Source organism: Pseudoduganella sp. R-43 (assembly GCF_049913255.1).
Taxonomy (GTDB): domain Bacteria; phylum Pseudomonadota; class Gammaproteobacteria; order Burkholderiales; family Burkholderiaceae_D; genus Rugamonas.
On record NZ_CP183988.1, the window covers coordinates 2,450,768 to 2,470,363 of the forward strand.

Genomic DNA, 19,596 nt, shown 5'->3' on the forward strand with positions numbered 1-19,596 from the left:
TCAATCAGTAGGAAGCCTGCAGCCCCAGCGAGACAGCACGCGGCGTTCCGGGCGCGACCCAGGTGCGCTGGTAGGAACTGGTGTAGTAGGTCTTGTCGAACAGGTTGTCGATATCGAGCGACAGCCGCAGGCCGCGGGCGATGTGCCAGTGCGCGACCAGGCGCGCCACCGTATAGGCCGGCAGATCGAACGGCGCTGCACCGCTGCTGGCCTGGGCCTGGGTGCGTGCTTCGCCCAGGCGGCGGCCCGTGTGCGTCACGCCGCCGCCGACGCCGAAGCGGGCGCCGTTGGCCAGCGCGCCTTCGTACATCAGCATCAGGCTGCCGTTCACGCGCGGCACGTTGAGCAAACGGCCTCCCGTTTCCAGCGTGTTGTCGCGCACCACCTGGGCGTCGATCAGGGACAGGCTGGCATTGGCGCGCCAGGCGCGGCCCAGTTGCCCGGCCAGGTCGAAGTCCAGTCCCCGGCTGCGCACCTCGCCAGCCGCCACGGAATAGGCGGGTTGCTGCGGATCGGTGGTGAGGGCATTGCGTTTGCGGATGTCGAACAGGGCCAAGGTGGCGCCGAGCCGGCCGCCTGCCTGCTCCCATTTCAGGCCCGCCTCGCTGGCCTTGCCGCGCTCGGGCGCGAAGGCGGAGCCGCTGGCGTCGCTGCCCGTGTTGGGACGGAAGGAGCTGCCCCAGTTGGCAAACAGCGTCCACGCCGGCGTGGCGAGGTAGCTGGCGCCGATGCGCGGGGAAGTGGCGTTCGGCTCCTGGCGCGCAACCGTGCCGTTGCGCCGGTTGGCCAGGGTCTGCTCGTGCCGGTCGTGCCGCAAGCCGGCCACCACGCGCCAGTGCTGGCCGAGGCGCAGCGTGTCCTGCGCATACACCGCCACGTTGCGCTGCTTCTCCAGCGTGTCGGTAAACAGGGCTGGCACCGGCAGCGGCTGGCCGTAGACGGGCGCCAGCACGTCGATCGCATACGGCGCGGCGGCGCTCGGGCTGGCGCGGAACATGCGCAGGTCGTAATCAAAGCGGTAAGCTTCGGCGCCGAGCAGCAGTTCATGGCCCGGCGCCGGACTGCCCGCCAGTTCCATGTGTCCGCCCAGGTCGTCGGAGCCGTAATCGCGCAGGCGGCGCTGGCGGCGCAGCGTGCGCTGGTCTGCATTGAGGGCGGCGGCAGGTTCAGTGGAGTAGCCATCGAGCAGGCCGCGCTTCCACAGCAAGCCGCCGCGCAGTTGCCACGCGTCCGACAGTACATGCTCGAGCATCAGCTGCTGCGTGCTGTTGAAGATGCGGATATCGCCGTCGCCCGGTTCGCCGAGGAAGCGCCCGCGCGGCACGGCGCCCAGTTCATCGTTGACCGCTGCGATGCCGCGGTCCAGCGTGCCCACATGGCGCAGCAATTCGCCGCGGTACTCGAGGCGCGTGCCCGGTCCGGCCTTGATGCTGAGCGCCGGCGCCAGCAGGGTACGGCGTGAATGGACATTGTCGCGGAAACTGTCGCGCTTTTCGCTGGCAGCATTCAGGCGCCAGGCCAGCGCTTCGCCCAGCGGGCTGGTGGCGTCGAGGGCCGCGCGGCGCAGGCCGAAGCTGCCGGCCACCGCATCGAGCGCGTAGGCGGGCCGCCAGAGCGGCCGTTTGCTGACGATATTCAGCGTGCCGCCAGGTTCGCTGGCGCCGTACAGCGCCGCCACCGGGCCTTTCAGGAACTCGATGCGTTCGACGGCGGCCGTGTCGCGCGGCGCGTTGATGCCGCCGCGGTTGGCGGCAAAGCCATTCAGCAACAGGGCCATGCCGTTGTTCGGGTCCCCGGCCAGGCCGCGGATGGCGATGTTGTCCCACAGGCCGCCAAAGCTGTTCTGGCGCGACACGCCGCCAGCGTAATCGAGGGCATCGTCGATGCGCAGGGCGCCCAGGTCGTCCAGTACCTGGCGCGGCATGATGCGCACGGCTTGCGGCAGTTCACGCAGCGGCAAGTCGGTCTTGCTGCCCAGCGCGTCGCTGGCCAGGTAGCTGCCGGAGTCGCGGCGGCCCACGACTTCGACGGATTGCGGTTCTTCTGCACGAACCGACAGGGTGAGCAGTGTCAGCGCAGCCGGGATGGCACGCAGGCGGATTTTCTTCGTCATTTTTATCTTCTCGTCTTGCTTGATCAATGCGCCGCCGCACTGGGCGGCGCCGGGTCTTGGTCAGGGCAAGGCGTTGGCGGGCGGGCCGCGCGGGAGGTAGGGCGGTGCGGCGCGGCGGCCAGGCAAAGCCCGCTCGGCATAGGCCAGCGGGCGTGCCGGCGCCTGTGCCTGGGGCAGCAGGAGTGGCGCGGCCGGCAGGCGTTCGGCCAGCGTGGCGGCATCGTAAGCCAGGCAGGAATGCGCGTGCGCGACGTCGCGCACGTCCTTCTTCCAGGCGTGGGCGAGGCGGTGCTGCAGGCCGGCGGAAACCGCTGTCAGCAAGGCGGCCGCCAGCAGGGCGGCCAGCGCAATATGGATGGCACGCCGCGATGTCACGCGGGTGCGGCGGAATATGGGCATATCGGGTAGCGGCACGATGCCGCGGACGTAACAGGGAATCCTGCGCGCAAGCGGGCAGGGAGGTCAGGTCACGAAGCGATATGGGGCGGCGCCTGCCGCTGGGGGATCAGGTAGCGCTGGGGCGAAATTGCCGCTGGCGCCGAAGGCTGGCGCGCCAGGAAGTAGGCGACTGCCAGGAAGACCGCCAGGAGGGCGGGCGGCGTCGAAGGAACGTCGGCCGGGAAATGGCTGGCCATCTGGCAGGCCACGCAGTCATCCAGCTTGTCGGCCAGGTCGTGGCTGTGCGAGGACGCCGCCAGCAACTGCAATGCAAACACGATCGCGCACAACGCCAACAGCCAGCGCCACAAGCGATTGCCGTGGCGCAGTCCGGAACGTTGGGTATCGGGCCTGGTTTGCATAGCGAGCGAGTATAGCAACTTTTGTCCACTTTGTTCCTGACCCCAGGTGGACAAATTTTGCTGGTTGTTACTTGTCAGTCCTTGAACGCGGGCGGGCGCTTGGCCATGCCGGACATCATGGCTTCCTGCAGGTCGGCCGACATCAGCATGGCCGCGTTCCAGGTGGCGTTGTAATTGAGGCCGTCGGCAATCGAGTGGTCGCGCGCGTAGGTGATCATTTCCTTCACGCCCCGCACGGCCAGCGGCGCCTTGGCGGCGATATCGGCGGCAATGGCGCGCACGCCTTCGCGCAGCGCTTCCGGCGATTCGAACACGCGGTTGACCAGGCGGATTTCCCTGGCTTCCGCCGCCTCCACCTTGCGCGCCGTGTAGGCCAGTTCGCGCGCCATGCCTTCCCCGATCAGGCGCGGCAGGCGCTGCAGCGTGCCCACGTCGGCCGTCATGCCGATATCGATTTCCTTGATCGAGAACCAGGCGTCCGCCGAGCAGTAGCGCATGTCGGCGCAGGTGACCAGGTCGATGCCGCCGCCCACGCAGGCGCCATGCACGGCCGCCAGTACCGGCTTGCGGCAGCGTTCCAGGCTGGTGAGGGTGTCCTGCAGATCGAGGATGATGCGGCGCAGCGATTCGCGCATGCGGCCCTCGCAGTCGTTCTGGATCTGCTGGCCCAAGCCCATCATCATTTGCAGGTCGATGCCTGCCGTGAAGGCCTTGCCTTCGCCTTCCAGCACGGCGACGCGGATCTCGGGCGTGTCGTCAACGTAGCGGAAGGCGCTGCGGATGTCGTGCCACATGGCCAGGTTCATCGCGTTCAGCTTTTCCGGCCGGTTCAGGCGGACGGTGGCAATGTGGGCGTCAACGCTGATGGCGACAGTTTCGAGGACTGGAATGCTCATGGGGCTCTCCGTGCTTATTGCTCGGCGCCGTGGCACTTCTTGTACTTCTTGCCGCTGCCGCACGGGCAGTCGTCGTTGCGGCCGACTTTCGGCTCCTCGTGCTTGACGGTGGTCACGCCGGTCTTGCGGCGCGGCACCCACCATTTGTGGATGGCCGGCAGGTTGGCTTCGATGTCCAGCGCCAGTTGGTGGGCTTTCACCGGATCTTCCACTTCCGGCAGTTCTTCCGGCTTGATCTCGTCGGCGCCCAGCAGGTAGATCGGGCGCATCAGCGGAGCAGCTTCGGAATCCCAGATCTCGTCCCACGACCCCTCGCGCAGTTCCATGCCTTCCCAAAAGCCCCAGCACCAGGCCTCGGCGTTCAGCAGGACCTTGCCTTCATGTTCGTGCTCGACGAACAGCGGTTCGAATTCTTTCGGCGCCACTTCAAAGGTCACCAGCACTTCGTTCATGAAGCGGGTGATCAGGTTGTAGATGCGCTCTTCCTGCTTCGGGTTCTTGAACTTCGGACCGTGCTTGCGGTCCTCGCCCCAGATGCTCGGCAGCCATTCGGCCGGGGTAATCGGTTCCGGGCCGATGGCGATGGCGGTCAGGTAGCCATGCAGGTGGTCCATCGTCATGGAATCCTCCGGGCTCTGGTCGCCCAGCAGGAAGTTGTCGAGTTCGTCGAATTCTTTGTCGGTCAATGGCTGGTCGAGTTGCATGGCTTGGTGCTCTATATATTGGGTCGAAGGGCGACAGTATACGCCCTGGCCCTTACAATAGCGAGAATGACGCATCCATTCCTTGAATTGAGCCCGGACCGGGTACTCGACGCCCTGGCCAGCATCGGCCTGTATGGCGATGGCCGCCTGCTGGCGCTGAATTCCTATGAAAACCGTGTCTACCAGGTAGGCATGGAGGAGGGGCCGCCGGTGGTGGCCAAGTTTTACCGCCCAGGGCGCTGGACTGACGAGCAGATCCTCGAAGAGCACGCCTTCGTGCAGGAGCTGCAGGAGCGCGAGGTGCCGGCCGTGCCGGCGCTGGCGCGCGATGGCCGCACCCTGCATGAATTTGAGGGTTTCCGCTTTGCCGTCTTCCCGCGCCACGGCGGCCGTGCGCCGGAAATGGACGATCCCAAGGTGCTGGAGTGGACCGGCCGCTTCATCGGCCGCATTCACGCGGCAGGGGCGGCGCGGCCGTTCGCAACGCGCCCGACCCTGGACATTGCCTCCTTTGGCGAAGAGCCGCGCGACTGGCTGCTGGCCAACGATTTCCTGCCGCCGGAACTGGTGACACCCTGGCGCTCGGTGGTCGACCAGGCACTGGACGGCGTGCGGCGCTGCTATGAGCGGGCAGGGCAGGCCGAGCTGATCCGCCTGCACGGGGATTGTCATGGTGGCAATGTTTTGTGGACCGATGCAGGGCCGCATTTCGTCGATTTCGACGATGCCCGCATGGGGCCGGCCGTGCAGGACCTGTGGATGATGCTGTCCGGCGAACGGAGCGACATGGTGCGCCAGATGGGCGATATCCTGGCCGGATACGAGGACATGCGCGAATTCGACCCGCGCGAGCTGTACCTGGTGGAAGCCCTGCGCACGTTGCGCCTTATCCACTACTCGGCCTGGCTGGCGCGGCGTTGGGACGATCCTGCGTTCCCGGTGGCTTTTCCGTGGTTTAATACACAACGATACTGGCAAGATCGTATCCTCGAATTGCGTGAGCAAATCGCGCTGATGGACGAGCCTCCCCTCTGGCCAGTTTGAAAAACCGTAACCCGGTGTCAGGCCCTGTGGGTCTGACACCTGCCACGCGGCTGGCGCAAGTCCGCGTCGCGGGTTTACCGGTTTTAAAACGAGAATTGCCGGGAAATCCCCGCTTTCCTCAAGAGCTTCGCCCCTGTTGGACTCATCGATAATGGCAACATCACCCCAAAAGCCAAGCGAGATCCTCATGCAAGCACAACTGCCGCCAAATACCGACGCCGTCGCCAGCGACCGTGCTGAGCATGAGAAAGCCGAGCTGAAGGCGATCACCGAAGCCATCGCCCGCGTCGAAGCCGAGGCGAAGGCCCAGTGCGCCGCAGAATCGCGCGCTGTGGCCGAGGCCCGCGCCCGCGCTCTGGCCGAAGACCGCGCCGCCCTCGAATCAGCCGCTGCTGCTGCTGCGGTGCAGAACGCCGAAGCTGCTGAAGAAGCCATCAAGATCAACAGGGAGCGCCTGGAAACCCTGCGCGCCGCCGCATCCGCCAGCGTGGCCCGCCTGGAAGCCGTCAAGCAGGAAACCGCCGAACTGCGCGCCCGCGTCGATGCCGACATCCAGGTGCGCCTGGCCGCCGAGCAGCGTGCCAAAGCCGAAGAAGAGAGCCGCCGCCGCGCCGCCGAGCAGGTGGCGGAAGAAGCCAAGCTGACCGAAATGGCCAGCAAGGCTGCCGAAGAACTGGCCGCGCAAGCCGAGCAAGCCCGCCTGCAAGCCGCCGAACGTGCCGCTGCCGTGCAAGCCGCCCGCGATGAAGTGGTAGGCGTGGCTTCTGCCGACGCCCGCATGACCACGATTGCACGCGAGCGCGAACGCCAGGCCCACGCCGCCCGCTTGACGGCCGAACAACTGGCCCAGGCCGAAGCCGAGGCCCTGGAAGCAACCCGCCAGCGCGAGCGTGCCGACCAGGTGGCCCTGGAGGCCGCTTTCAAGCGCGCCGCCGCCGAAGTGCGCGCGCTGGAAGAAGCCCGCGCCTTGGCACACCTGGAGCAGGAGCGTGAACAGATCGCCTTGGCCAAGGCCGAATCCGACCGCAGCGCCGCCCAGTCGCTGCACCTGCGCCTGCAAACCGAAAAGGAAATCCGCGACGCCGCCCTGCACCGCGAACGCGTCGAAGCCATGGCCGCCGACGCAGCCCAGGCTCGCCGTGATGCCGACCTGCAGATCATCGCCGCCACCGAGCGCCGCGTAGACACCGACCGCCAGCTGCACGCCATCGCCATGGCCCGCGTCGAGGCCGAGCAGCAAGCCGATTTCGAAACCCGAGCCCGCCTGGAGGCGGAGGCGGTAGCGCTGGAGCAGGCCAAGCTGCGCGAACAAGCCGAGCAGGCCGCTGCCGAGCAGGCCCGCATCGAAGCCGAGGAACACCAGCGGGCGGCCGCCATCGCAGCCGAACGCCAGCAACTGTCAGCGCGCTCCGTCGCCGTGGCAGCGGAGCAGGCTTCGGCCGAGAAGATCGAGCGCGATGCCGTCGCTGCGCAACTGGCCGCCGCAGAACAAGCCAATGCCCTGGCCCAGGAAAAAGCCGCCGCCGCTGTGCGCCTGGCCGATGCCGAGCGTGCCCGCGCCGAAGCAGAGCAGGCGGCGCTGGATGCCATCAATGCCCGCCTGGCGGAAGCTGAACGCTGCCGCGCGGAAGCCGAGCAGGCCGCGCAGGCAGCGATGAATGACCGTATCGCCGCTGAAGAAGTGGCCACCGCAGCGGCCAAGGCGCGGGTCGATGCCGAACGCGCCGGCGCTGCCGAAGCTCGGCGCAAGGCGGCTGCCGATGCCCGCTTGCAGGTGGCGGCTGAGCAGGAAGCCTCGGCCGTGCGTGCAATGGCTGAGCAGGTTGAATTTGATGCGGCCAACAAGGCTGCTGCTGCCGAGGCGGCCGCTGCCCAGGCGCGGCTGGCAGGTGAACTGGTTAAGGCGCAGGCAGAGCGTACCAAGGCCGAGCAGGCCCGCGTTGCGGCGGAGGAGTCGCTGCTCAAGTCGGAGCTGGAGTTCGTGGCCAAGGAGCGTGAGACCCTGGCGCTGATCGACCAGAAGCTGGTGCAGCAGCGTGCGGCCAATGCGGCCGAGGTGCGTGCGGCCAAGGCGATCGAAGTGCGCGTTGAGCTGGAGAAGAAGGCAGCCGCGGCCGCAAAGGCGCGTGCGGATGCCGAGGAACAGTTGGTGGAAGTGGCGCGCCAGCGTGAAGCGGCTGAGGTGGCGGCCAATGAGGCGGAATGGGCCAAGCTGGCGGAGCAGAAGACCCTGGTCGATACTGTTCATGCGCATGCCGAATTGCAGCGCCGGGTGACGGCGACAACTGCGGCGATGGTGGAGTCGAAGAAGAAGCTACTGGAGCAGGAGGCACGCCGCCAGCATGCGGCGCAGAATATGCTGAGTGCGATGGAAGATAAGGCGGCGCATCCGGCCGACGAGCATTCGGAGACCATGGCGCGCGATGTGATTGGGCGGCTGAAGGAAACTGCTGGCGCCGTGTGGCGCGGCCGTTAAACCGGTAAACCGGTGTCTGACCCACGGGGTCAGACACCGGGCCAGCGGCCGTCGCGTCATAAGTGCCTGTACCGGTTTAAGGCTGAACGTTCACCGACTCAACAAAATACTGCGTATCGCCGAAGCACGAAGTCGGCAACCCCTTATGCTGCGCATAATGCAGCACCACCCGCTTGCCCGCGGCCGCCGCGATCTGCGACGCGACAGCATCATCGCGCACGGTAAATTCGAACTTCTCCGGAATCGCCCCCGGCATCGAGGTCAGAAGAATCTCCCCCTCCCAGGTCTTGCAAATCCACCCGCGTTTGGAAAACTTCTGCAAATAACCGGCGCGCTCGCCCTCCGAATACGAATAGCTCAACGCCACCCACACATACGCTGCAAACAGCAGCGCCACGGCGGCCAGCAGGCCACCGACAATCACCAGCACACGACCCATTAAGACTCCTGAGGATGTAATTTCTTGTATTTGAGGGAAGACCACAGCGACACGGCAATGAACGCCACCCCGGACAGGCCGGTGAACCACTCCGGAATGTGATACTTCACGCTGGCGAACATGATCAGCGCCAGGATGCCGATTGCGTAATGCGCGCCGTGCTCGAGGTAAATGAACTCGTCCAGCGTGCCCTTGTGCACCAGGTACACCGTCAGCGAACGTACGTACATCGCGCCAATGGCCAGGCCCAGCATGATGATCACGACGTCGCTGGTAATGGCAAAGGCGCCGATCACGCCGTCGAAGGAGAACGAGGCATCCAGCACTTCCAGGTAGAGGAAGCCGCCGATCGAGCCGCCGGCCACCGCCTTGCCCACTTCGCCATGGCCTTCTTCTTCCAGCAGGCTGCTGATCCAGCCCACGCCCACGTAAATCGCGGTACCGATCACGCCCGAGTACAGCACGGTATAGCGCTTGGCTTCCGGCACCATCTGTACGCACAGCACCACGGCAACCAGGGTCAGCAGCACGGCCAGGCTTTCGGTGCCGTATTTGCCCACTTTTTCCTCGAACCAGTGGATCCAGTGCACGTCCTTTTCTTCGTCGAACAGGAAGTTCAGGAAAACCAGCAGCAGGAAGGCGCCACCAAAGGCTGCCACTTCCTCATGCACCCCCAGCAGGTGGCGCGAGTATTCTTCCGGCGTCTTGAGCGCCATGTCCCACACCGACAGCATGTCCAGCCCGGTCGCCGCCGCCACGATGGCCAGCGGGAAGATCAGCCGCATGCCGAACACGGCCACCAGGATACCGACGGTCAGGAACAGTTTCTGCCAGAACGCGTTCCAGTTCTTGAGGACCGAGGCATTGACCACGGCATTATCAAACGAGAGGGAGACTTCCATCACCCCCAGGACGCCGGTAATCCACAGCGCGGTAATCGCAGCGGACATGCCGCCATGGTTATAGCCCCACCAGCCGGCCAGCCCCATCAAGACGATGGTGACAATAATCGAAATCCTGAAATGCTTCATTTTTGCTTGCTATTAATAATTGTTAGTGCGCCGATTATAATGGGGGATTGCACCTTAGGACGCTATAAATGGATCTCGCTTACCTGCTGACGCCTGTCTTGACCTGGATTACTGTCGGTCCGATCAAATTCCTGATTAACAGTATCAAAGCCCGCAAATGGGCATTCAACCTGGTCGGGAATGGCGGCTTCCCATCCAACCACAGTGCCGTGGTCTCCAGCATGGCCACCCTGATCGCCCTGCGCGAGGGCATCGGGCATCCGGCCTTCGGCGTGGCAGTCGCGCTGTGTTTCATCGTGATCATTGACGCCAACAGCCTGCGCCAGCACGTCGGCCGCCAAGCGGCGGCGATCAACCGCCTGGCCAAGGATGCCACGGACCATAAATGGCTGCGCGAACGGATGGGCCATACCGTGATCGAGATCACCGGCGGCCTGGCCACCGGCATCGCCATGGGCCACATCATCTTCGCCCTGTTCCCGCGCGTCTGATCCCTTCAAATACCCCTGGATTGCTACACTAATGTAGCAATCCTTTCTTGCAGTTCAGCCACCGTTTTTGCGGTTCATCCGCGAATCCTGCAGTCCAGCCCTAAAAACCCGCAGTCTGGCCCGCGGTGAATTGACACTCTCCCTCTGTAAAAGGATACTTTTGCACGCTGCAGAAGTATGCATTCCATATTCAAAAATAAGCCGTCCACCAAACTGGAGATTCACATGTTGCGTAAAACCCTATTAGCTCTCGCCGTTGCATCCGCGCTGGTCGCCTGCGGCAAGTCCGACAAGGCGCCTGAAGCCGGCAAGGCCAGCGCCTCGGCGACTGCCGACGCGAAAGGCAAGGGCGATGACAAGAAGCTTGCAACGCTGCAGGTTGCATCTGAAGATCTGGTGACGGTGGAAAGCAATGCCCTGTCGTCCGGCCCGGTGATCACCGGTTCCATCCAGCCTGAACGCAAGGCCGACCTGCGCGCCGAAGTTGGCGCCGTCGTGATGCAGGTGCTGAAGGAGAACGGCGAAGCGGTCAAGAAGGGCGACCTGCTGGTGCGCCTGGACGATACTTCCCTGCGCGATGCGCTGAATTCGGCCCAGGAAGCCGTGCGCGCCTCGACCCAGTCGCTGGACCAGGCCGAGCGCGTCCTGCAGCGCCAGAAAACCCTGAAAGCCTCCGGCATGGTGTCCTCGCAGGTGCTGGAAGACGCCGAAGTGCGCCGCAATAACGCCCAGTCCGACCTGTCGGCTGCCAAGGCCCGCCTGGTGGCGGCCAACCAGCAGCTGACCCGCACCCTGGTGCGCGCTCCGTTCGACGGCATCGTCTCCGAGCGCAAGGTCTCGGCCGGCGATACCGCGCAGATCGGCAAGGAACTGGTGAAAGTGGTCGACCCGGCGTCGATGCGCTTTGAAGGCCGCGTTTCCGCCGACTCGGTGGGCGTGGTCAAGGCAGGGCAGGGCGTTGTGTTCGCCATCAACGGCTACCAGGGCCAGAACTTCCTGGGCAAGGTCAAGCGCGTTGACCCGGCCGCCAATCCGGTCACACGCCAGGTGGAAGTGCTGGTCGATTTCGCCGACAAGAACCTGCCGCGCGTCGCCGGCCTGTTCGCCGAAGGCCGCATCGAAGCGGAAACCACTTCGGCCCTGATGGTGCCGGAATCGGCCCTGGTCAAGCAAGGCGACACCACCTACGTCTGGAAGATCAAGGACAAGGCCTTGTCCAAAGCCACGCTGCAAATGGGCGCACGCGATGCGCGCAGCGGCAACTGGCAGGTGCAATCGGGCCTGGCCAAGGGCGATATCGTGATGCGTACCCCGGCCTCCGGCTTCCGCGATGGCCAGAAAGTGGACCTGCAGATGAACAAGGCGGTTGCATCCGCTTCGGTGCCGGCCGATGCCGTCAAGGGCAACTAAAGAAGTATAAAAAACCAGGGAAACCGGGGAAACTAAGTCATGTTCCTTTCCAATTTCAGTATCAAGCGCCCCGTCGCCATGATCGTTCTGATCGTGGCGATGATGGCCATGGGCCTGCTGGCCCTGTCCAAGCTGCGCGTCAACCAGAATCCCGACGTCGAGATTCCGCTGTTGATCGTCAACATTCCGTATCCTGGCGCTTCGCCGGAGACGGTCGAACGCGAGGTGGTCAACCGCCTCGAAAAATCGCTGCAGTCGATCGCCGGCGTGACCGACCTGTATTCGACCTCGCGCGAGGGCAGCGCCACCATCGAAATGCGCTTCACGTTCCAGAAGAACCTGATCGAAGCGTCCGACGAGGTGCGCAACGCCATCGCCTCGGTGCGCTACAAGCTGCCGACCGAGATGCGCGAGCCGATGATCCAGCGCATCGACACCTCGGCCGACCCGATCATGCAGATGTCGCTGTCGTCCAAGACCCAGTCGCACGCGGTGCTGTCGCGCCTGGCCGAAGACAAGCTGGCCGACCGCTACCGCGCGCTGGACGGCGTGGCCGTGGTCAACGTCAACGGCTCGCTGCGGCGCGAGTTGTCGGTGCTGCTGCGCGCCGACAAGCTGCGCGAGTTCAACGTCTCGGTGGCCGAAGTGGCCAATGCGGTGCGCATGCAGAACACCAACGCCCCGGTGGGCAAGGTGCGCGGCGACCTGGAAGAAAAGGCGATCCGCCTGGTCGGCCGTATCGAGCGTCCGGAAGAATTCAAGGACGTGGTGGTCAAGCGCAACGGCGACCAGCTGATCCGCCTGGGCCAGGTGGCGACCATCGAAGACGGCTTCGCCGAGATCAATAACGTCAGCCTGCGGTCCGGCAAGCCGAACGTCGGCCTGGCCGTGATCCGCGCGCGCGATGCCTCCACCGTGTCGGTGGCCAAGGCAGTGCGCAAGCTGACCGAAGAAATCAACAAGGAATTCAAGGAAGAAGGCAACGGCACTTCGCTGGAAGTGACCCGCGACGGCGGCGAAGACGCGCAGGATTCCCTGAACAACGTGATCGAAGCCCTGGTGTTCGGCGCCGTGCTGACCATCTTCGTGGTCTACGCCTTCCTGAACTCCTGGCGCTCGACCCTGATTACCGCGCTGTCGCTGCCAACCTCGGTGGTGGCGGCCTTCATCGCGGTCTGGCTGTGCGGCTTCACGCTGAACTTCATGACCCTGCTTGGCCTGTCGCTGGCAATCGGCGTGCTGATCGACGATGCCATCGTGGTGCGTGAAAACATCGTGCGCCATATGCAGAATGGTTCCGACCGCCGCAAGGCTGCGCTGGAAGGCACGGCCGAAATCGGCCTGGCCGTGGCAGCGACCACCTTCTCCATCATGGCAGTGTTCATCCCGGTGGCCTTCATGGGCGGCATGCCGGGCGAATGGTTCCGTCCATTCGCGCTGACCGTGACCTGCTCGGTGGCGGTGTCGCTGTTCATCTCCTTCACGCTGGACCCGATGCTGTCGGCCTATTGGGGCGATCCGCCTGACCATCACAGCGCGCCGAAGAAAGGCATCGGCAAGGTACTGGACAAGTTCAACCACTGGTTCGACCACCAGGCCGACCGTTACGGCAAGGTGATCGCCTGGGCGCTGCACCATCGCCGCTGGATGGCCGTGATTGCCGTGGCGACCTTCGTTGGCGCGCTGGCGCTGCAGGGCACTATCGGCGGCTCCAGTTTCCTGCCGAAAGTGGACTTCGGCACCATCGCCATCGACGTGCGTACGCCTTCCTCGTCCAGCCTGGACTACACCAAGACCAAGATGGACAAGGCCGCGCAGATCGCCCACACCATTAAAGAAGTGAAGGCGACCAGCACCTACGTCAACCTGTCGGGCGGCCGTATCTGGGTCGACATCGGCAAGCGCAAGGAACGCAAGCGCGATGCCACCGAGATCGGCATGGAACTGCGCCAGAAGCTGGCCGGCCTGGTGGGCGGCGAGTTCGTGGTGCTGGAAGACATCAACAACGGCGCCCGCAAGCCGGTGCAGATCGACTTCGTCGGTCCCGATTCGCGCAAGCTGATGGAGATCACCAACCAGTACATGGACAAGCTGCGCCAGGTCAAGGGCGCGGTCGATGTCGGCCTGTCCGAGCAGGATCCGAAGGACGAGCTGCAGATTGAACTGAACCGCGGCCTGGCCAACTCGATGGGCATTTCCGCCGGCGATGCGGCGCAGTCGCTGCGCGTGGCCTTCGCCGGCATCGAAGTTGGCGACTGGGTCGACCCCACAGGCGAAACCCGCGACGTGGCAGTGCGCCTGCATCCGGAAGACCGGGTCAGCCCTGACAATATCGAGCGCCTGCCGATCGCCGTCACCGGCACCAACCAGATGGTGCCGCTCGACCAGATCGCCAAGATCACCATGGGCAAGGGCCCGGCCACCATCCGCCACAAGAACGGCAAGCGCATGGTGTCGGTATCGGCCAACGTGGAAGGCCGCTCGAACGGCGAAGTGATCAAGGAAGCCCGCGAGCTGGCTGAAAAGATGGACTACCCGCCAGGCTTCGGCATGGACGTGGGCGGCTCCGGCAAGGACCAGGCGGAAGTGTTCGGCGCGATGGGCATTGCCCTGGTATCCGGCATCGGCCTGATGTACCTGGTGCTGGTGATGCAGTTCGGCTCCTTCACGGCGCCGGGGGCGGTGATGCTGTCCTTGCCGCTGTCGCTGATCGGCGTGGTGGTGGGCCTGCTGCTGACGGGCGGTACGCTGAACCTGATGAGCTTTATCGGCGTCATCATGCTGATGGGCCTGGTCGCCAAGAACGCCATCCTGCTGCTCGACGCGGCGCGCAAGCGTGAGGAAGAGGGCTATGGCCGCGAGGATGCACTGATGTATGCGGGCCGCATGCGCTTGCGCCCGATCCTGATGACGACCTTCGCGCTGATCGCGGGCATGATGCCTGTGGCAATCGGCATGGGCGACGGCGGTGAGTTCTATCGCCCGATGGCGGTGGCCATTATTGGCGGCACCATCACTTCGACCCTGCTGACCCTGCTGGTGGTGCCGACCTTCTACGACAGCATCGAGATTACCCGCGACCGCATGGTGGCCAAGTTCAAGTATCGCGAGCAGCGCTGGAATACGGCAGTGGCCTTTGTGCTGACCTTCGTGGAAGCGATCCTGGCGCTGACCTTTGTGCGCCTGGTGTTCCGACTGGTGATGAAACTGGTTGGCCTGGTGACCGGCCGCCGCCAGCCATCGGCAGCGTAAAGCGCCTGAAACGCGTCAAGCGCGTACCAAGAAGGGCCTTCGGGCCCTTTTTTTGAACCAATGAGTTAAGGAAAATGCAAGATGTTCCTCTCCAATTTTAGTGTCCGGCGCCCCGTCGCGACGATCGTCCTGATCATCGCCATGATGGCCATGGGCTTGCTGGCCCTGTCCAAGCTGCGCGTCAACCGCGAGCCGGACGTTGAACTGCCGATGTTGTTCATCAATATCCCCTATCCGGGCGCCTCGCCGGAAACCGTGGAACGGGAAGTGGTCAACCGCCTGGAAAAGTCGCTGCAGTCGATTTCCGGCGTGGACGACCTGTTCTCCAATTCGGGCGAGAGCATGGCGACCTTCCAGATCCGCTTCAGCTTCAACAAGAACCTGATTGAAGCCTCGGACGAAGTGCGCAATGCCATTGCCGCGGTGCGCTACAAGCTGCCGACGGAAATGCGGGAACCGATGATCCAGCGTGTCGATACCGCGGCCCAGCCCGTGATGCAGCTGGCGCTGTCGTCGAAAACGCTGTCGCATGCCGCCATTTCGCGCCTGGCGGAGGACAAGCTGGCCGACCGCTTCCGCGCTTTGGACGGCGTGTCGGTCGTGAACGTCAACGGCGCGCTGCGGCGTGAGCTGTCGGTGCTGCTGCGCGCCGAGAAGCTGCGCGAGTACAACGTTTCGGTGGCCGAGGTCACCAGCGCCTTGCAGATGCAGAACACCAATGCGCCGGTGGGCAAGGTGCGCGGAACCCTGGAAGAAAAGGCGATCCGCCTGGTAGGCCGCATCGAGCGCCCGGAAGAATTCAGGGACGTGGTGGTCAAGCGCAATGGCGAACAGCTGGTGCGCCTGGGCCAGGTGGCGCAGATCGAGGACGGCTTCGCCGAAATCAATAGCGTCAGCCTGCACAGCGGCAAGCCGAACGTGGCACTGCATGTGATTCGCGCCCGTGATGCATCCGCCGTGTCGGTGGGCAAGGAGGTGCGCAAGCTGACCGAGGAAATCAACAAGGAACTGGCCGACAGCGGCACTGTGCTGGACATCACCGAAGACGGCGGCAAGGAAGCCCAGGAATCGCTGGACAACGTGATCGACGCGCTGGTGTTCGGCGCCGTGCTGACCATCTTCGTGGTGTACGCCTTCCTCAACTCCTGGCGCTCCACCCTGATTACCGCGCTCTCGCTGCCAACCTCGGTGGTGGCGGCCTTCATCGCGGTCTGGCTGTGCGGCTTTACGCTGAACTTCATGACCCTGCTTGGCTTGTCGCTGGCGATCGGCGTGCTGATTGACGACGCCATCGTGGTGCGTGAAAACATCGTGCGCCATATGCAGAATGGTTCCGACCGCCGCACGGCTGCGCTGGAAGGCACGGCCGAAATCGGCCTGGCCGTGGCCGCGACCACTTTCTCGATCATGGCGGTATTCATTCCGGTGGCCTTCATGCCCGGCCTGGCCGGCGAATGGTTCCGCCCATTCGCGCTGACCGTGACCTGCTCGGTGGCCGTGTCGCTGTTCATCTCCTTCACGCTGGACCCGATGCTGTCGGCCTTCTGGGGCGACCCGCCGGACCACCACAGCGCGCCGAAGCAGGGCCTCGGCAAGGTGCTGGACAAGTTCAACCACTGGTTCGACCGCCAGGCATCCCGCTACGGCAAGGTCATTGCCTGGGCGCTCGACCATCGCCGCTCGATGGGCGCGATTGCACTGGCCAGCTTTGTCGCCGCCATTGCGCTGCAGGCGACGGTGGGCGGCACCAGTTTCATGCCGAAGCAAGACCACGGTGCCCTGAAAGTCGAGGTGCGCACCCCTTCCTCGTCCAGCCTGGCCTACACGCGCGGCAAGATGGAGAAGGTGTCCGCTGTTGCCATGGGCATCAAGGAAGTGAAGTCGACCGAGGTCTACATCAACCAGGCCAGCGGCAATATCTGGATCGATATTGGCGAGCGCAGCGAACGCAAACGCGGCGCCGGCGAGATCGCCTCCGAACTGCGCCAGAAGCTGGCTGGCATGGTGGGCGGCGAGTACACCGTGATCGACGATTTTGGCGGCGGTGGCGGCGGCAAGGCTGTGCAGATCGACTTTGTCGGCCCGGACTCGCGCAAGCTGATGGAGATCACCAACGAGTTCATGGCCAAGCTGCGCCAGGTGCCGGGTGCGGTCGATGTCGGCCTGTCCGAACAGGATCCGAAGGACGAACTGCAGATCGAACTCAATCGCGGCCTGGCCAACTCGATGGGCATTGCCGCCGGCGATGCCGCCACCTCCTTGCGGGTAGCATTTGCCGGGGTGGAAGTGGGCGACTGGGTCGACCCGACCGGCGAAGCGCGCGACGTGGCTGTGCGCCTGCATCCGGATGACCGCCTGAGCCTGGAACATATCGAGCGCCTGCCGATCAAGGTGGCCGGCACCAACCAGATGGTGCCGCTGGACCAGATCGCCAAGGTCTCGATGGGCAAGGGTCCGGCCGGCATCCGCCACAAGAATGGCATGCGCACCATCGCCGTCACCGCCAACGTGGAAGGGCGCGCGGCAGGCGAGGTGCTGGCCGACGCCAAGAAGATTGCCAAGGAAATGAATTTTCCGCCGGGCTTCGGCCAAGGCGTGGGCGGCGCCAGCAAGAACCAGGGCGAGATTTTCTCCGCCATGGGCGTCGGCCTGCTGTCCGGCATCGGCCTGATGTACCTGGTGCTGGTGATGCAGTTCGGCTCGTTCACGGCGCCGGGCGGCGTGATGCTGTCCTTGCCGCTGTCGCTGATTGGCGTGGTGGTGGGCTTGATCGTGACCGGCGGCACCCTTAACCTGATGAGCCTGATCGGCGTCATCATGCTGATGGGGCTGGTGGCCAAGAATGCCATCCTGCTGCTTGACGCGGCGCGCAAGCGCGAAGAGGAGGGCGCCAACCGTCACCAGGCCCTGATCGAAGCGGGCCAGATGCGCCTGCGCCCGATCCTGATGACCACGTTTGCCCTGATTGCCGGCATGATGCCGGTCGCGATCGGCATGGGCAACGGCGGCGAGTTCTACCGGCCGATGGCAGTGGCCATCATCGGCGGCACCGTCACCTCGACGCTGCTGACCCTGCTGGTCGTGCCGACCTTCTACGACAGTATCGAGATCGCCAAGGAGCGCATGGTCGCCAAGTTCCAGCGCCGTGATGAACGCTGGGGCGCCGCGCTGGCCTTCATCCTGACCCTGGTAGAAGCGATCCTGGCCCTGGTTATCGTGCGCCTGGTCTTCCGCCTCGTTATGAAGCTGCTCTCGTTTGTAACCAGAAAGCAACGGAGTCAGCTCGCCTGATTCCCCTATGACAGAGGGCTTTCGGGCCCTCTTTTCTTAAACTATTTTCAATTAAAAAGCACCGTCGTACGGTTTTGGTGTAGACTGCGGTGCCCTCGCGCATTTCTTATGACGCAAGGTTGAACATATATCAATAACGAACAGCCGAGACCTACCTTGAACCCAAAATACCTCTCCCTGATGGTTGCTGCCGCCCTGTCGGCCGCCGCAATGAACGCAAACGCATCCGGTTACCGCTTCGGTTCCCAGTCCGTGTCCGGCCAGGGCACTGCGGATTCCAACACCGCTGAAGCTGCCGATGCTTCCACCATTTTCGCCAATCCAGCCGGCCTGTCCCGTCTGGAAGGCACCCAATTCTCCGGCGGCATCACCGCCGTGGTACCGCACTCGACCTACGACGACCAGGGCTCGCAGCGTTACGGCAAGGTCGGCTCGACCGGCGGCGCAGCGCATCAGGATGACTACGCTCCAAGCGCGGTGGCGGCTCCTTCCTTGTACATCTCCCACAAGCTGAACGACAAGTGGGCGTTGGGCTTCGGCGCCTTCGTTCCTTACGGCGCGAAGCTGGACTATGACAACAACTGGGCCGGCCGCTACGCGCTGACCAGCATCGACCTGAAGTCGGTGACCCTGAACCCATCCGTCTCGTTCAAGCTGGACGAGCGTCACTCCTTCGGCTTCGGTATCGATGCCGAGTTCATGAAGGCCGAGCTGGGCCAGGGCGTTGACGTGCCAGGCTCCATCATGTTCCTGAGCGCCAACGCTGCCACGAACCCTGAGATTGCAGCGCGCCGCACGGCCCTGTTGCAAACGATCGTCGCCAAAGGCGGCAGCCTGGCCGCACTGGCAGCTGCCAAAGACGGCCACGCAACCATGGACGGCAAGGACTGGGGCGTTGGCTTCAACCTGGGCTACATGTTCAACCTGAACAAGGACACCCGCTTCGGCCTGTCCTACCGTTCCTCGATCCACCACAAGCTGAAAGGCGACGCGGTATGGGACTTCTCCACCGTGACCACCGACCCGGTTGTGAACGCGGTTCTGCAAGCTTCCTCGCGCAAGAAGAACTCGCCAGCCCTGGTTGACATCAAGACCCCGGAAACCCTGTCGGCCAACGTATTCTCGCAGATCGACGACAAGCTGGCTCTGATGGCTGACCTGACCTGGTCCCGTCACTCCCGCATGAAAGACCTGCATATCGAGTTCGTCGGCACCGGCGAAGGCGATGAAGTGATCCGCCAGCAGTGGAAAAACACCATGCGCGCATCGCTGGGCATGAACTACAAGCTGAATGACGCCTGGATGCTGCGCGCCGGTGTGGCAATCGACGAATCCCCAGTGGAAAAAGCATCCCTGCGCCATCCAGCACTGCCTGATTCGGACCGCAAGCAGCTCTCCTTCGGTGCAAACTGGAAGGTAACGGCTAATTCGTCGATCGACCTGGCTTACAGCTACCTGAAGTTCGACGACGCGTCGTCCACTTACCAAAACCAGTGCAGCACCCTGGCTCCTGCCGGCACCTGCACCGGCAACGGCGAAACCACCGTCGGCACCTGGAGGACCCACATGTCGCTGGTTGGCCTGTCGTACAACTACAAGTTCTAATCCTCCCCGGATGAACCGAGAAGCCGGCGCTTGCGCCGGCTTTT

The 19,596-nt window shown here is 64.1% G+C and carries 14 protein-coding genes; 7 read left to right on the plus strand and 7 right to left on the minus strand.

All coding sequences use genetic code 11. From position 1 onward, the window contains the following. Window positions 1–4 precede the first annotated feature (4 nt). From ACN9M3_RS11150 to ACN9M3_RS11170, 5 genes are all read right to left on the minus strand, one after another. Window positions 5–2,113, minus strand: a complete 2,109-nt coding sequence (locus tag ACN9M3_RS11150) for a TonB-dependent siderophore receptor (RefSeq protein ID WP_426322478.1) — start codon at window positions 2,111–2,113, stop codon at window positions 5–7. Window positions 2,114–2,173: 60 nt separating this feature from the next. Next, window positions 2,174–2,512 (minus strand): hypothetical protein, encoded by a 339-nt coding sequence (locus ACN9M3_RS11155; RefSeq protein WP_426170743.1) that lies wholly within the window; start codon window positions 2,510–2,512, stop codon window positions 2,174–2,176. A gap of 68 nt (window positions 2,513–2,580) precedes the next feature. Next, window positions 2,581–2,913: a hypothetical protein gene (locus ACN9M3_RS11160; protein ID WP_426170745.1), complete on the minus strand. Its 333-nt coding sequence runs from the start codon at window positions 2,911–2,913 to the stop codon at window positions 2,581–2,583. Between the two features lie 74 nt (window positions 2,914–2,987). Next, window positions 2,988–3,809 carry a crotonase/enoyl-CoA hydratase family protein gene (locus tag ACN9M3_RS11165; RefSeq protein WP_426322481.1) on the minus strand — a complete coding sequence of 274 codons (822 nt, stop codon included), beginning with the start codon at window positions 3,807–3,809 and terminating at the stop codon, window positions 2,988–2,990. Window positions 3,810–3,823: 14 nt separating this feature from the next. After that, complete coding sequence (locus ACN9M3_RS11170) at window positions 3,824–4,513, minus strand: UPF0149 family protein (protein ID WP_426170748.1); 690 nt, start codon at window positions 4,511–4,513, stop codon at window positions 3,824–3,826. 66 nt (window positions 4,514–4,579) lie between these two features. On the opposite strand from ACN9M3_RS11170, the gene ACN9M3_RS11175 reads away from it, so the two are divergent. Together ACN9M3_RS11175 and ACN9M3_RS11180 are read left to right on the plus strand one after the other, a co-directional pair. Further along, window positions 4,580–5,557, plus strand: coding sequence for a serine/threonine protein kinase (locus ACN9M3_RS11175; RefSeq protein WP_426170750.1), 978 nt, complete (start codon window positions 4,580–4,582; stop codon window positions 5,555–5,557). Window positions 5,558–5,744: 187 nt separating this feature from the next. Next, entirely contained in the window at window positions 5,745–8,033 is a 2,289-nt protein-coding gene (locus ACN9M3_RS11180; RefSeq protein WP_426322483.1) for a hypothetical protein, read from the plus strand. A 76-nt stretch (window positions 8,034–8,109) separates the two neighbouring features. On the opposite strand, the gene ACN9M3_RS11185 is transcribed toward ACN9M3_RS11180, so the two are convergent. Together ACN9M3_RS11185 and ACN9M3_RS11190 are read right to left on the minus strand one after the other, a co-directional pair. Then, complete coding sequence (locus ACN9M3_RS11185) at window positions 8,110–8,472, minus strand: hypothetical protein (protein WP_426170753.1); 363 nt, start codon at window positions 8,470–8,472, stop codon at window positions 8,110–8,112. Continuing rightward, a complete protein-coding gene (locus tag ACN9M3_RS11190) occupies window positions 8,472–9,503 on the minus strand; it encodes a DUF475 domain-containing protein (RefSeq protein ID WP_426170754.1) in 1,032 nt (343 codons plus the stop codon). The genes ACN9M3_RS11185 and ACN9M3_RS11190 overlap by 1 nt, the downstream gene beginning before the upstream one ends. A gap of 68 nt (window positions 9,504–9,571) precedes the next feature. Between ACN9M3_RS11190 and ACN9M3_RS11195 the strand changes: the two genes are divergently transcribed. The 5 genes from ACN9M3_RS11195 to ACN9M3_RS11215 all read left to right on the plus strand — a co-directional run bounded on the left by ACN9M3_RS11195 (window position 9,572) and on the right by ACN9M3_RS11215 (window position 19,552). Then, window positions 9,572–9,994: a divergent PAP2 family protein gene (locus tag ACN9M3_RS11195; protein WP_426170755.1), complete on the plus strand. Its 423-nt coding sequence runs from the start codon at window positions 9,572–9,574 to the stop codon at window positions 9,992–9,994. 225 nt (window positions 9,995–10,219) lie between these two features. Continuing rightward, the gene (locus tag ACN9M3_RS11200; RefSeq protein ID WP_426170757.1) at window positions 10,220–11,404 is read left to right on the plus strand and encodes an efflux RND transporter periplasmic adaptor subunit; all 1,185 of its coding nucleotides are present in this window, start codon (window positions 10,220–10,222) and stop codon (window positions 11,402–11,404) included. A 39-nt stretch (window positions 11,405–11,443) separates the two neighbouring features. After that, window positions 11,444–14,656 carry an efflux RND transporter permease subunit gene (locus tag ACN9M3_RS11205; protein ID WP_426170759.1) on the plus strand — a complete coding sequence of 1,071 codons (3,213 nt, stop codon included), beginning with the start codon at window positions 11,444–11,446 and terminating at the stop codon, window positions 14,654–14,656. Between the two features lie 81 nt (window positions 14,657–14,737). After that, entirely contained in the window at window positions 14,738–17,947 is a 3,210-nt protein-coding gene (locus tag ACN9M3_RS11210) for an efflux RND transporter permease subunit (RefSeq protein WP_426322487.1), read from the plus strand. A gap of 156 nt (window positions 17,948–18,103) precedes the next feature. Further along, window positions 18,104–19,552 carry an OmpP1/FadL family transporter gene (locus ACN9M3_RS11215; RefSeq protein WP_426322489.1) on the plus strand — a complete coding sequence of 483 codons (1,449 nt, stop codon included), beginning with the start codon at window positions 18,104–18,106 and terminating at the stop codon, window positions 19,550–19,552. Window positions 19,553–19,596 lie beyond the last annotated feature (44 nt).

Coding starts and splice junctions, on each gene's coding strand:
- ACN9M3_RS11190 (WP_426170754.1), bottom strand. CDS start 9,503: ATGAAGCATTTCAGGATTTCGATTATTGTCACCATCGTCTTGATGGGG.
- ACN9M3_RS11160 (WP_426170745.1), bottom strand. CDS start 2,913: ATGCAAACCAGGCCCGATACCCAACGTTCCGGACTGCGCCACGGCAAT.
- ACN9M3_RS11195 (WP_426170755.1), top strand. CDS start 9,572: ATGGATCTCGCTTACCTGCTGACGCCTGTCTTGACCTGGATTACTGTC.
- ACN9M3_RS11150 (WP_426322478.1), bottom strand. CDS start 2,113: ATGACGAAGAAAATCCGCCTGCGTGCCATCCCGGCTGCGCTGACACTG.
- ACN9M3_RS11200 (WP_426170757.1), top strand. CDS start 10,220: ATGTTGCGTAAAACCCTATTAGCTCTCGCCGTTGCATCCGCGCTGGTC.
- ACN9M3_RS11165 (WP_426322481.1), bottom strand. CDS start 3,809: ATGAGCATTCCAGTCCTCGAAACTGTCGCCATCAGCGTTGACGCCCAC.
- ACN9M3_RS11155 (WP_426170743.1), bottom strand. CDS start 2,512: ATGCCCATATTCCGCCGCACCCGCGTGACATCGCGGCGTGCCATCCAT.
- ACN9M3_RS11175 (WP_426170750.1), top strand. CDS start 4,580: ATGACGCATCCATTCCTTGAATTGAGCCCGGACCGGGTACTCGACGCC.
- ACN9M3_RS11180 (WP_426322483.1), top strand. CDS start 5,745: ATGCAAGCACAACTGCCGCCAAATACCGACGCCGTCGCCAGCGACCGT.
- ACN9M3_RS11170 (WP_426170748.1), bottom strand. CDS start 4,513: ATGCAACTCGACCAGCCATTGACCGACAAAGAATTCGACGAACTCGAC.
- ACN9M3_RS11210 (WP_426322487.1), top strand. CDS start 14,738: ATGTTCCTCTCCAATTTTAGTGTCCGGCGCCCCGTCGCGACGATCGTC.
- ACN9M3_RS11185 (WP_426170753.1), bottom strand. CDS start 8,472: ATGGGTCGTGTGCTGGTGATTGTCGGTGGCCTGCTGGCCGCCGTGGCG.
- ACN9M3_RS11205 (WP_426170759.1), top strand. CDS start 11,444: ATGTTCCTTTCCAATTTCAGTATCAAGCGCCCCGTCGCCATGATCGTT.